The organism is Erwinia sp. PPS120 (assembly GCF_047918655.1).
Lineage (GTDB): Bacteria > Pseudomonadota > Gammaproteobacteria > Enterobacterales > Enterobacteriaceae > Erwinia > Erwinia tasmaniensis_A.
Window position 1 is genome coordinate 21,753 of sequence record NZ_JBLREF010000041.1, and the last position, 11,592, is coordinate 33,344.

An 11,592-nucleotide genomic window follows, 5' to 3' on the forward strand; every position below is an offset into this window, starting at 1 on the left:
CCCGTTTCACGCTGCTCTCCTCACACTTAGTAACGTTGCTTTCGCCTGCCAGAATCGGTATAACGCTTGGATTGTGGAAGTTTAGACGTCTATACGGATAACGCGAAATGCAGCAAGCTGAAGAAGATAATGCGCAAAAATTTAAGCGCAGCATGAAAACCCGCCATCTGGTGATGCTGTCACTGGGGGGCGTCATTGGTACCGGTCTGTTTTTCAATACGGGATACATCATCTCTACCACCGGTGCAGCAGGCACGCTGCTGGCGTATATCATCGGTGCGCTCGTGGTATGGCTGGTAATGCTCAGCCTGGGAGAGCTGTCGGTCGCGATGCCGGAGACCGGGGCGTTTCACGTCTATGCCGCGCGCTATCTCAGTCCGGCTACCGGCTATACCGTTGCGTGGCTCTACTGGCTCACCTGGACCGTTGCGCTGGGCTCCAGCCTGACCGCCGCCGGTTTCTGTATGCAGTACTGGTTCCCCCAGTCGCCGGTCTGGCTCTGGTGCCTGATATTTTGCGTGCTGATTTTTATGCTTAACGTTATCTCATCGCGGTTTTTCGCCGAAGGGGAGTTCTGGTTCTCGGTGATTAAAGTCGTCACGATACTGGCCTTTATTATCCTCGGCGCGGGTGCGATGTTTGGCTTTATTCCGCTAAAAGATGGCAGCAGCGCACCGTTCTTCCATAACCTGACCGCCTCAGGCTGGCTGCCCCATGGCGGATTACCGATTCTGATGACCATGGTCGCGGTTAACTTCGCCTTCTCCGGCACTGAGCTGATTGGTATCGCAGCCGGGGAAACCGAGGATCCCGAGCGGGTGCTGCCGCTGGCGATCCGCACGACCGTCGCCAGACTGATTATCTTCTTTATCGGCACCGTATTGATCCTGGCGGCCATGATCCCAATGGATCAGGCAGGGATTGTCAAAAGCCCGTTTGTGCTGGTTTTTGAAAAGACAGGCATCCCCTACGCCGCTGATATATTTAACTTTGTTATTCTGACGGCGATCCTCTCGGCGGCCAACTCCGGGCTGTACGCCTCAGGGCGGATGCTCTGGTCGCTCTCTAATCAACAAACGCTGCCGCGCTGCTTCGCCCGCCTGACCCGGCGCGGCATACCGCTGGTTGCCATCTCAGTCAGCATGCTGGGCGGTCTGCTGGCGCTGTTATCCAGCGTCGTGGCACCGGACACGGTCTTTGTGGCGCTCTCCGCCATATCGGGCTTTGCGGTGGTTGCCGTCTGGCTAAGCATCTGCGCTTCGCACTATTTCTTCCGCCGTGCACACCTGCGTGAAGGAAAACCACTCTCTGCGCTGAAGTACCGGGCTCCGTTCTTTCCGCTTACCCCGATCCTCGGCTTTTTACTCTGCCTGCTGGCCTGCGTTGGGCTGGCGTTCGATCCTGAACAGCGCGTTGCGTTATACTTTGGCCTGCCTTTCGTGGCGATCTGCTACGGGGCATATTATTTTACTCAGCTGCTGAAAAAGCGCGAACAGAACCGGGAAACCCACCATGCCGCAGATTGATCACTCTATTGCCGCGCGTGTCGCCGCTGGCCTGATACTGGATGGCGCAATGGCAACCGAACTGGAGGCGCGCGGCTGCGATCTCAGCGATGAACTGTGGTCTGCAAAGGTGCTGATTGAAAATCCTGAGCTGATTTATCAGGTTCATCACGATTATTTCGCCGCCGGTGCACAGGTGGCGATTACCGCCAGCTACCAGGCCACGCCGCAGGGGTTTGCGAAAAGAGGGCTTGATGAACAGGCTTCGCTGGCCCTGATAGCAAAAAGCGTTGAGCTTGCCCGCCGTGCCAGAACGGACTATCTGGCGACGCAACCTGATGCAGGGACGCTGCTGGTGGCCGGGTCAGTCGGCCCCTGGGGCGCTTTTCTCGCCGATGGTTCGGAATATCGCGGTGACTATGCGCTGCCCGAAGCGGAAATGATGGCATTTCATCGTCCCCGCCTTCGCGCGCTGGTGGACGCTGGCGTGGATATTCTGGCCTGCGAAACGCTGCCCTCGTTCAGTGAAATCAGGGCGCTGGTCGCGCTGCTGGGTGAATTTCCCGGCACCCCCGCGTGGTTTGCCTTTACGCTACGGGACAGCGAGCATCTGAGCGACGGCACGCCGCTGTCTGAGGTCGTAACCTTTCTTAACGGCTGTGACCAGGCGCTGGCGGTGGGGATCAACTGTATCGCGCTGGATAAGGTTACCGCTGCGCTGCAAACGCTCTCTTCACTGACCTCAAAGCCGCTGGTGGTCTATCCCAACTCGGGTGAACAGTATGATGCCGTCAGCAAAAGCTGGCACAGCGATGCGTCATCCTGCTCGCTTACGGACAATCTGGCGGCCTGGCAGGCCGCCGGGGCGAAACTGATTGGGGGATGCTGCCGCACCACGCCGGCGGATATCGCTGCCATCGCGCAGCGCTATACCGCCCGATAATCCCCTGCAAATTTGCCTTATTACGCCCGTAGTTATCGGGCGTAATGGATGAAAACCTGCCGCACTGCGCTTAGACTATTCTGAATATTTGAGGATGCAGGATTATTTATGAAAAGGTTACTGATAGCGCTGGCTTCAGCGTGGTTACTCAGCGGCTGTGCCACCATCGTGGGCGACCATAGTCAGGACGTCTCCGTTCAGACCTGGCCGCAGGGCGTTAAATTCGTGGTGCAGGACGAAACGGGCAGGACAGTGGCCGAAGGGGTAACCCCGAAAACCGTCTCGCTGCTGAAATCGGACGGCACCTATCTGGGTAAGAAAAAGTACACGCTCCAGCTGGAGCGTGACGGCTACGTCCCGCAGACCATTCCCCTTCAGGAGCATGCAAACCTGTGGTACATCCTGGGCAATATCCCACTTGGCGGCATCCCGGGCTGGCTGATCGTCGATCCGTTTAACGGTGGCATGTATAACATCGAACCGCAAAAGGTGCAGACCATTATGAATCCGGTTGGCGCGCGCGGTTAACGGCAGTAAGGGGCCAGGCCATGGCGGCCCCTTGATGGCAGCGGCAACCCGCTACTGCGCGGTGGGGTTTACCATCGTGTGGGGCGATTTGTGACGCGCCAGATACTGCGGCTGGAAAATGCACATACGGATGGTGTTACGGTATTCACCATTAATAAAGAATTCATGGATGAGCTCTCCCTCAACCTCGAACCCCAGTTTGTTATAAATGTGGATCGCCTTTTCATTTTCTTTATCAACGATCAGATACAGCTTATAAAGGTTTAACACCGAAAAAGCATAATCCATTGCCAGCTTAACGGCCTTACTGGCCAGGCCTTTCCCCTGATGATTAGGGTCGATAATGATCTGAAACTCGGCGCGGCGGTGAATATGGTTAATTTCAACCAGTTCGACCAGGCCGACCTTATCGCCCTGATGCTCGACAACAAAACGACGTTCGCTCTGATCGTGGATATGCTTGACGTACAGGTCTGAAAGCTCAACAAAGGCTTCGTAGGGTTCTTCAAACCAGTAGCGCATCACGCTGGCGTTATTATCCAGCTGATGGACAAAATGGAGATCTTCCCGCTCAAGGGGACGGAGCTTCACGCCGTTTGCGGCAGGCATGGCAGACATAAACATTCCTTTTGATTACGCAGTATTTGCCTGGGGAAGTATACGTCCGTTGGAAAAGAATGGCACGGTGAATGCCAGAAACCACAACGCCAGCGCGGACTAAGCGGCTGGCGTTGAGTCAGCGTTGATAAAATCAGAAATTATAACCGGCAACCAGATAGTATCCCCAGCCGGTAGACTTCACTTCAAATGGCCCGTTGCCAAAATTCAGCTCCTGACCGTCAGCCCACTGTCCCCCGTTGTGGAAATAGCGCGCCACCACGGAGTAGTGCCAGTGATCGTAGCCCAGAGAGAGGATATGGCTCGATGCAATTGAGTTGCTGGTGCGTGAAGAGCCGCCCTCGTCGCGCAGGTCTGAGCCCCAGTCGAAGTTAGTAAAGCCAACGTAGCTCAGGTTACCGCCCCATAGGGTGGTGATAGGCACAAAGTACTTCACCTTAAAACGATAGCCATCCCAGCTATTTTCATTAGCGGCACCGTAGTTTTCCCACTGGTATTTCGCATATACGTTTAGAGACAGGCCGACATCGGAATGGGTATCAATATCCGTCCCCAGACCCATGTACCAGGTGTTCTGGCGGTTATCGCTGTTACGGCCCATATCGTAGATATAGTTGTTAGCAAAGTACCACTCTTTGAACGGGCCGAAACTCAGGTCGGTGTTGGTCAGCTTATCAATGGAGAAGCGGGGTTCGATCTCCATAAACAGCGGCGTGCCGTGGTCAAAAATACCGTTAGCGTTTGAGTTGCCGACACCAAAGAAGTTGGGCAGGTCCAGGTAGCCATAGAAATCAAACCAGTCTTTTTTGGCGAAGGCCTCGTACTCAAGATACACATCGTTATTGAACTGCGGTCCGAAACGGGTGTGGTAGCTTCCGACAACGTTAACGCTCTGGTGCCACCAGTCAGAAGTGTACTGTGGGCTTTCCGTGGTGGCCGCGGCCGCCGTGGTTTCCGCCGCTGAAGAGACACTATAAGAGAGCGCTGCTAAGGCGCCAGCTATCAGTATTTTATATTTCATTATATTACCACATGCTTAATAACCATTTTCCGCAGCCACTGCGATGGTCTTCTTAAGTCGTCAGCAGAGAAGGAAAGGGCGACTGTTTTCACAGCTAAAATCACCCGCGTTGAATGTTGCAGCAGTGTGCCGCTATCCAGGATTTAGGAAATAGAGATTGGTCACACTTGTCAAACTCTGTTTCATTTCAGTTAAGTTGAATTGTGATGCAGTTCACATTTAATTTGCGGATTCCGTTGAAAAGAGGGGATGAGGCCCGTTTTAAGGTTTTAATACGGAGTAATCGTTTGCGTACATGAGACAGGCAGTGGCTTGCTGCCTTATTGCGATGCCAAAGGCTGTTGACAGCCGGACAGGGTAGCGGTAATTATGCAAAATGAGGGATCACGCAGGTTCCTGACAAAGTCTGCGCATGAGCGCGGAAGCCATCATCCGCTGTTCCTCTTCGAGAGCCTCATCATTTTCATTATCACCCATTACACTGGGATCCTCATGACGGTCAATCAGGTCAGTTTGCGCATCCTGAATACGGCTGCTCTCAGTGATATAGTTGTCCAGGGTTGCGCGTGTGGCAGGTGAGTCAAATTTTATAAATGAGGGGATAGCAGGAGCCTGAAGACCTCGGGTGTTTTGTGCTGACATTGCATCCAGACGCGAGCTGACGTAATCGTTCAGGAACTGATTTTGCTGCTGCACACTTTGCCTTTGTGCTGAATTACCCGAGTTAATGTCATTAAAAGCGTGGGCGTTTTCGTGGCCAAAGCCGAGCAGAACGGCGGTAATTTCAGGTTCATCATTGTGCATCTTCTGCTCCAGCATGGGAAAGACGTGATGCTGCAAAATGAAACCAGCATCAGCCGCAACTGGCAGATTAAATCGTTCTGAAAAGAGCTGCTTATTTCCATTAATGGCTCTAATGGCATTGCTAATATTAATCAGATATCCTTCATGATCGTCTGGTGAGGCAGAACGGTTATTAGCTGAAGGGATCAGGGCGAAACCATGCTTCATACCATTGGCCTGCGCATCAGCAAAGTGTGGCCAGCTGCCACCCTCATTAGCCCCTTCAAGATAAAATACTGGTTTTGAGCCCCATGCGACATGTGCCAGCCCGTTATGATTCATTTCAGTCAGGAGATCTTCGACGGCCTCTGTAGATAAATGTCGGGACCAGCCTGGAGAGGGAGACATATGCAGCGGGTTTTCACGGGCATGTTGTGCCGGTATCACGGTAGTGGCAGCCGTGATACCGGGGAATAAAACTTCCGGTCCCGGAAGCCGGGACAGTCCCTGGAGACGTGGATCGGCCTGTGAACGTTGTGTCTCTGATTGTTCCGGAGACACATTCTGCTGGGGTTGGTTTGCTAATGAGGTGGGGGACCCGCTATTGCCCGATCCTGAAACATTCATGATTATTATCCTGTAGTAATGGTGAAAATCGAACGGACACCGCAATGGGTGAGCAAATTTACTTTTAAGTGGCTCGCGCCAACAGAAAGTTCAGTTGTTGTTCAGGCGAAGCGGAACGGCAACAGGATTAATCACTGCCAGAACGCGCTTATTAACGCCTGGCTCTGTTAGCGGGGGAAAAAGCAGGGATGGCGTAGCAGATGCGCGCTATGTAGCAGCAAAAAAAGTCAGAGGGGCAGCCACAGCACATAAAAAAGGCCGCTTTCGCGGCCTCATGGTCAGATGAACAATTAGTCAGTGACTTTCTTTTTCAGCTCGGTGGTGCCTTCTTTGGTCTTATTCCAGCCTTTCTGCGTACCTTCTTTGGTGGCATCCCACCCTTTTTCAGTACCCTGCTTAGTCTTATGCCAGGTCTTCTGCGTGCCTTCGCTCGCCTTGCTGCTCAGGTTGTTGCTTTTGCCTTCGGCGGCATGTTTGGACTTGAGCTTTAGCTCTTCGCCCTGGTTCTGTGCCTGATGCAGCTTTTCTTTCGCGGTATCAGCGTTCTGATCGGCAGCGGCAACGGTATCATCAGTAGCGTGTGTGGTTGCGGCAAAAACAGGGGATGCCAGCAGAAGTGCAGAGAGTGCAATAATTGTTTTTTTCATAACTTCCTCATCAAACGTTATCGAGTTCAACAGTGTAGGAAAGGATGTCACGACTCGCCACCGGATGCCTTAGGATTAGACTGTAAATTTAAAATGAGCCAGTAATGAGTTGAGGCTGTATTTAGGCGTAAGCACAGGGTCTGATGCCCCATGGCAACTTTTGGCGTTGATGCAGTAGCCTCTCTGGCGCGGCAAAGTCACTCTTCATTGCGAGGAAAAAAACGCACATCAGAAAACGGTTCGATAAAACTCGCGCTCTGTTCTGCGTCGCGATGTATTGCAGTGTTCTGCAACCCGGTCTGGCGCAAGCCCCTTCCATGTGGGATCAGTCCGAAAGACTGTTAACAAACCCGTTGTGAATTGACAAATTAGTCTGGGGGTTTTGGATGCGATCATATTCTTGCTGCAAGGATTCGTAATATGAAATATCATCTTTATCTCCTGCCTTTTTAGCCTGATATATTTTATAATCCAGTGAAGTGTTAATAACATCTTCAAGTTGTATTGTTGCGGCTGAAAGCTTCCTTCCCTTGCGCTCATTTCCGGAAAATACCATCTGATCGCCATCTATGAAATAGAGCTTGTCTTTGGCATCAATTAAAATATTACCTGTTACGTTAATGTCATACATGTATAATCCGCGAGACTCGAGCAGGTCGCTGGCACGGAAATAATTTTCATCCTGTTCGATGTCCAGTTCTTCACCCTTGATGAATTTTGATACTAAGACATCAACCTCTTTACCTTGAAATAATCCCTTTCCTGGACGAGAAAAATCCGGATCTTCATTAGCCTGGTTTAAATATAAGCTTACACGATTGGGTTGGGCATTCTGATGTAAGTCTGAAGACCAGTCTACTGTGTGACCCTGGCTATTGATTGGATATTTAATAACAAAATCACCATATCGGAAGCATGTACCATAAGATCCCGCACCAATTTTATCCAGGCTATCAATGTTTAGATTTTTTACCTTGTCAACTATCACATCTATCGCTTTTGGCAACTCGACATTTTCGGTGCGGGTAAGCATTTTTTTCACAAATACTGGTGACGCTATTACAGATTGCGCTGCAGGATTGTTTTCATTATTAATCATACCTGATAAAAAATGAGATCTTGCCAGTTTAATGTTATTGTTGCTAATTTTTGGAATAGTGCCAAATGATTTTTTCGGGTCTGGGGTTGAGTTGATGTTATTAATTGTTTTCATTACATTAAAACTGGAGGTTAATGTTTGGGAAGGAATGTCAAGCATGGAGTTTACCGCCTAAAGAGTTATAAAGTCATTCCTGATATTCTATATCAAAACTTAATCCCTATGGAGCTGGCTTAAAGAAAAAAAGCGATAATTGCAATAACTAACGGGTTATAATTCCACTAAGCCTTTGTCATTAAATTTGTCGCTTTAAAGCTGAATGAATACCTGTGTTGGCAGGCAAAGGGCAGTGATAAACGAAGTGCATACGCTGGCAGGACTAAAAACCCCTCTCTTATGAGATCGAAGTGACTACTCACTTCAATTTCATAAACGGAGCCGATGGCAGCGACGCGGCGACAAAAACGTGTTGTTGGAGATTTACAGCCCTGGACGAGAATGCATAGCCGTAAATTTATACTTTTATCAATGATTTAAGTATCTCGTTCTTTCATTGCCCGTTGACGCTCATAGTACTCATCTTCCGCTGAAATAATTTCATCCATCAGGGAGTCCATATCCACATCATGAGCCTCTTCAACAAACAAACCGGTTAGCGGTGTCTCTGGCGTTAATTTTCCATCTTCATACAGCATCCAGATTTCTTTCGCATAACGTGTCTGCAATAATTGCGGGGCGAACTGAGCGTAATATGTAGTGATGTTGTCCACATCTCGCATAAACATTGATTCAGCATGGTTGTTTGCTGCAGCGTCGACGGCCTGGGGCAGGTCGATAATCACCGGACCCTGGCCATCCAGCAGCACGTTAAACTCCGATAAATCACCATGAACAATGCCTGCACACAGCATGCGCACGATATTGCGGATCATCGTATCAAAATCAGCAACGGCACTCTCTTGTGACAAAATCACATCGCTAAGACGTGGCGCAACGCCGCCATCCACACCGGTCACCAGCTCCATCAACAATACGCCGTCAATACACATATAGGGCTGAGGTACGCGTACGCCCGCGTTGGCAAGACGGAATAACGCATCGACCTCCGCCGTCTGCCAGGACTCCTCCTGCTGCTTACGGCCGAATTTCGATCCCTTCTGCATGGCGCGGGTATTACGCGTGTTACGAACTTTGCGTCCTTCCTGATACTGCACGGCCTGCTTAAAGCTTCGCTGCGTGGCCTCTTTATAGACTTTGGCGCAGCGTACCTCTTCACCGCATAAAACGGTATAGACATCTGCTTCCTTACCGCTTTTCAGCCGCTGGAGTACATCGTCTATCAGGCCATCATCGACCAGAGGTTGGATTCTGTTTGGAATTTTCATGCGGCTTTATACCTTATTTCAGCCGCTTTTCGTATCAATAACACAGAGGGCGATACGGGAAAAACTGGCAGAGTCTGAACAATGAGTGCAATTTTAACAAAAAAAACGGCTTTTGCCTTTATTCTTCAACGAGGTAATTTAGCTAATTTTAGCTAAAACAAGGTATTAGGATATAAAAAATTGATCCCGGGTGAAAGCGGCATTCGCTGTGGCCAAATTACAGGGGCCAATTGGCCGACTGGGCGGCTGGAAAAGACCTGTATTGCCCACATTAACGAAGAAAAATGATTATCGCGTCATGCTGCAGCAGACATCAAATGAGGGTATGAATCCTCCCTGGCGCCTCAGCTCACGCATCCCTGCGCCCGGAGGGTATCTGCATGGCTCTACCTGCCGCTCTCAGTGGAACAACTTTAGCATCAGCCCGGCCGTAACAGAGTTAGCTAAAATAGCAGAGCTAAAAGATCTACATATATCAGCGCGTTATTTCATCGAGACGAGAAGGAAGGGGATTTTAGGCCGTGGTAGTTATGAAAATTTTAGCCTGCACGTTGTATCAGCAATAGATCAGATTTCTAAGGGCCGGGAGGCGATGGCAGACCACTTCAAATATTTTTTATATCACTATATGAAAAGTTTATTTAATTACCAAATGCGTAAGGGAGGGTCTTTTTTAGACCCTCTGAAACTACTTTGAGTTATACCAGTCAAAAATTTAAAAACATAGTCATAAAAAGATCTGGTGCCAATTATTATAACTATCCAGGTTAGTAAATCCCAAGGGTGCGAAATCAGACTGCTGCCACTAAGGCTGTTCTTACTGGAAATCAGGCCCAGAGTTAATATCCATAAGGCAGTTATTACATTGTATCTTAGGCGTGGCGAACGAGGTCGGCTACGCCTTGTTGATACAGCATTATCCTTATTTACCACGTACATTGCGCTCTATAATTAGGTCCACCGTTTCTCCCCCCGCCTTTACTATTATTACTACTGTATGGGCTATTATGGCAGGATCCCATTCCGGCTGTGATTCCTCCTAAGGTTGCCATCCCAATCACGCCTGCAGGGCCAGCAGCGATACCTGAAAGAGACCCCAGGATCACACCTGTACCAATATTATTTGCACAACTGTCAGGTGCTCCATCACGACTGTTATTCCTGCCTGGTCTGATACCTTCATAATTAGAATTGGCACTAGCACCTGAAATCATAAGGCACTCATTCGATACCAATATGCGGATAGTCATACAATACTCCTTCATATGTTTTTGATGAGCGTCAATGCTCATCAAAAACATTACCTGGCAGGGATTATTTTGTCAAAAAAATCATAGTTTTTACTCTTGCAAAAAAGCATTGTAAATCATATCGATGAAAAAATTCGCGGTTGAATTAATAAAAATAGAATTTATATTAGTCGTCGTTAACCAATGCGTTTAACAAACGGAGAACTATCAGCATTATTACGCTGCTGAACATCCGATCATTTCTCAGGGGAGATGCAATCAGCTCAACAACCCCACTTTCATCTGGCTGATGCACGCACAGATGCTGCCATGAAAATAAGGAACTGAGGATGCCGGTTCCTTATGCTATTTGGTGAGTAGGAGATAACCCGGGGCTATTGACAGTTAGCTAATTAGTCAGTGATCAGTTGCTGGAAAGGTCGATCTTAAATGACCTCACCCTTCTCTCCGATGAGTGGATGATTATCGGTCACCAGGAAAATACGCATAATAAAGGGCGAATTGACCTGCTGGCTATTACGCCGGATGCCTCGCTGATCCCGATAAGCGCTGGCGGACTCTGAATTGGTTTCCTAACTAAATGAATTAAATCGTTAATTTATTAATTCAACTTTTCATTGGTGCCTAAGAAGGTGCCTAAAGCATTTTTTCATTTTTTTCAGCTCACTTTTCATCATCTAACAACGCTGTTTAGTAGAAGGTGGGAGCTGGCCCGGATAATGCTTAGCAATGATGTCATTCATCTTCTCCGCTAACTCAGGTCGCTTGAACGTGAGCTGCGCAGTTCCCTTCTGAAAGTAGCGAATGAAGAAGTATGTATCGTCATAAACATCCTTGCCAGGGTTATCGCGGATGTGATTCATCAGGTTAATGGAAATGTCTACGCGATTGTCAGGTATCGCTTTGCCATCGGGCAAGAACAACATCCTTTCTAGGTCTACCAACTGGTCGCGACGAAATCCCCACGTCAGGCTGTAGCCCCAGCGGTTGTGCGTTACCAGGTTGTTGATGATGATCTTCTTACCGAAAAAGCACGGGCTATTGGTTTTGTAATCCCATGACAGGCCATTGAACACATTGAATCGCCACGGGTTTAACAGACACCTCAGAGTCATTTAAGATGACTTAAAGAGAGGTGCCCATGAGCGGTAAGCGTTATCCTGAAGAGTTTAAAATCTGTCTCTTA

General features: G+C 49.2%; 10 protein-coding genes and 2 pseudogenes. 5 read left to right on the forward strand and 7 right to left on the reverse strand.

The window, feature by feature from the left end; translation table 11 throughout:
* The first annotated feature begins 107 nt into the window (after positions 1-107).
* The 3 genes from mmuP (at position 108) to ACLRGG_RS19280 (ending at position 2,976) form a co-directional block, all read left to right on the forward strand.
* Positions 108-1,526: an S-methylmethionine permease gene (gene mmuP, locus ACLRGG_RS19270; protein ID WP_416251279.1), complete on the forward strand. Its 1,419-nt coding sequence runs from the start codon at positions 108-110 to the stop codon at positions 1,524-1,526.
* Positions 1,513-2,448 carry a homocysteine S-methyltransferase gene (mmuM, locus tag ACLRGG_RS19275; RefSeq protein WP_416251280.1) on the forward strand — a complete coding sequence of 312 codons (936 nt, stop codon included), beginning with the start codon at positions 1,513-1,515 and terminating at the stop codon, positions 2,446-2,448. The genes mmuP and mmuM overlap by 14 nt, the downstream gene beginning before the upstream one ends.
* 108 nt (positions 2,449-2,556) lie before the next feature.
* Positions 2,557-2,976: a hypothetical protein gene (locus ACLRGG_RS19280; RefSeq protein WP_416251281.1), complete on the forward strand. Its 420-nt coding sequence runs from the start codon at positions 2,557-2,559 to the stop codon at positions 2,974-2,976.
* Between the two features lie 51 nt (positions 2,977-3,027).
* Here the strand turns inward: ACLRGG_RS19280 and speG are convergent, their stop codons facing one another.
* From speG to ACLRGG_RS19310, 6 genes are all read right to left on the reverse strand, one after another.
* Entirely contained in the window at positions 3,028-3,585 is a 558-nt protein-coding gene (gene speG / locus ACLRGG_RS19285; protein WP_416251287.1) for a spermidine N1-acetyltransferase, read from the reverse strand.
* A 142-nt stretch (positions 3,586-3,727) separates the two neighbouring features.
* Positions 3,728-4,615 (reverse strand): nucleoside-specific channel-forming protein Tsx, encoded by an 888-nt coding sequence (locus ACLRGG_RS19290; protein WP_345828635.1) that lies wholly within the window; start codon positions 4,613-4,615, stop codon positions 3,728-3,730.
* A 384-nt stretch (positions 4,616-4,999) separates the two neighbouring features.
* Entirely contained in the window at positions 5,000-6,025 is a 1,026-nt protein-coding gene (locus ACLRGG_RS19295; protein ID WP_416251282.1) for a hypothetical protein, read from the reverse strand.
* A 290-nt stretch (positions 6,026-6,315) separates the two neighbouring features.
* A complete protein-coding gene (locus tag ACLRGG_RS19300) occupies positions 6,316-6,672 on the reverse strand; it encodes a KPN_00521 family repetitive protein (RefSeq protein ID WP_416251283.1) in 357 nt (118 codons plus the stop codon).
* 325 nt (positions 6,673-6,997) lie between these two features.
* The gene (locus ACLRGG_RS19305; protein ID WP_416251284.1) at positions 6,998-7,930 is read right to left on the reverse strand and encodes a hypothetical protein; all 933 of its coding nucleotides are present in this window, start codon (positions 7,928-7,930) and stop codon (positions 6,998-7,000) included.
* Between the two features lie 374 nt (positions 7,931-8,304).
* The gene (locus ACLRGG_RS19310) at positions 8,305-9,156 is read right to left on the reverse strand and encodes a PA4780 family RIO1-like protein kinase (protein WP_416251285.1); all 852 of its coding nucleotides are present in this window, start codon (positions 9,154-9,156) and stop codon (positions 8,305-8,307) included.
* Positions 9,157-9,364: 208 nt separating this feature from the next.
* On the opposite strand from ACLRGG_RS19310, the gene ACLRGG_RS19315 reads away from it, so the two are divergent.
* Positions 9,365-9,853, forward strand: coding sequence for a hypothetical protein (locus ACLRGG_RS19315; RefSeq protein WP_416251286.1), 489 nt, complete (start codon positions 9,365-9,367; stop codon positions 9,851-9,853).
* Positions 9,854-10,783: 930 nt separating this feature from the next.
* Positions 10,784-10,951 (forward strand): annotated as a pseudogene (locus ACLRGG_RS19320) (nuclease); the annotation flags it as partial.
* A 132-nt stretch (positions 10,952-11,083) separates the two neighbouring features.
* On the opposite strand, the pseudogene ACLRGG_RS19325 reads toward ACLRGG_RS19320, so the two are convergent.
* A pseudogene (locus tag ACLRGG_RS19325) lies at positions 11,084-11,485 on the reverse strand (DUF4942 domain-containing protein); the annotation flags it as partial.
* Between the last annotated feature and the right edge of the window lie 107 nt (positions 11,486-11,592).

Excerpts from the sequence above, each read along its gene's own strand:
- ACLRGG_RS19290 (WP_345828635.1), bottom strand. The coding sequence starts at position 4,615 with ATGAAATATAAAATACTGATAGCTGGCGCCTTAGCAGCGCTCTCTTAT.
- ACLRGG_RS19280 (WP_416251281.1), top strand. The coding sequence starts at position 2,557 with ATGAAAAGGTTACTGATAGCGCTGGCTTCAGCGTGGTTACTCAGCGGC.
- ACLRGG_RS19295 (WP_416251282.1), bottom strand. The coding sequence starts at position 6,025 with ATGAATGTTTCAGGATCGGGCAATAGCGGGTCCCCCACCTCATTAGCA.
- mmuM (WP_416251280.1), top strand. The coding sequence starts at position 1,513 with ATGCCGCAGATTGATCACTCTATTGCCGCGCGTGTCGCCGCTGGCCTG.
- mmuP (WP_416251279.1), top strand. The coding sequence starts at position 108 with ATGCAGCAAGCTGAAGAAGATAATGCGCAAAAATTTAAGCGCAGCATG.
- ACLRGG_RS19310 (WP_416251285.1), bottom strand. The coding sequence starts at position 9,156 with ATGAAAATTCCAAACAGAATCCAACCTCTGGTCGATGATGGCCTGATA.
- ACLRGG_RS19305 (WP_416251284.1), bottom strand. The coding sequence starts at position 7,930 with ATGCTTGACATTCCTTCCCAAACATTAACCTCCAGTTTTAATGTAATG.
- speG (WP_416251287.1), bottom strand. The coding sequence starts at position 3,585 with ATGCCTGCCGCAAACGGCGTGAAGCTCCGTCCCCTTGAGCGGGAAGAT.
- ACLRGG_RS19300 (WP_416251283.1), bottom strand. The coding sequence starts at position 6,672 with ATGAAAAAAACAATTATTGCACTCTCTGCACTTCTGCTGGCATCCCCT.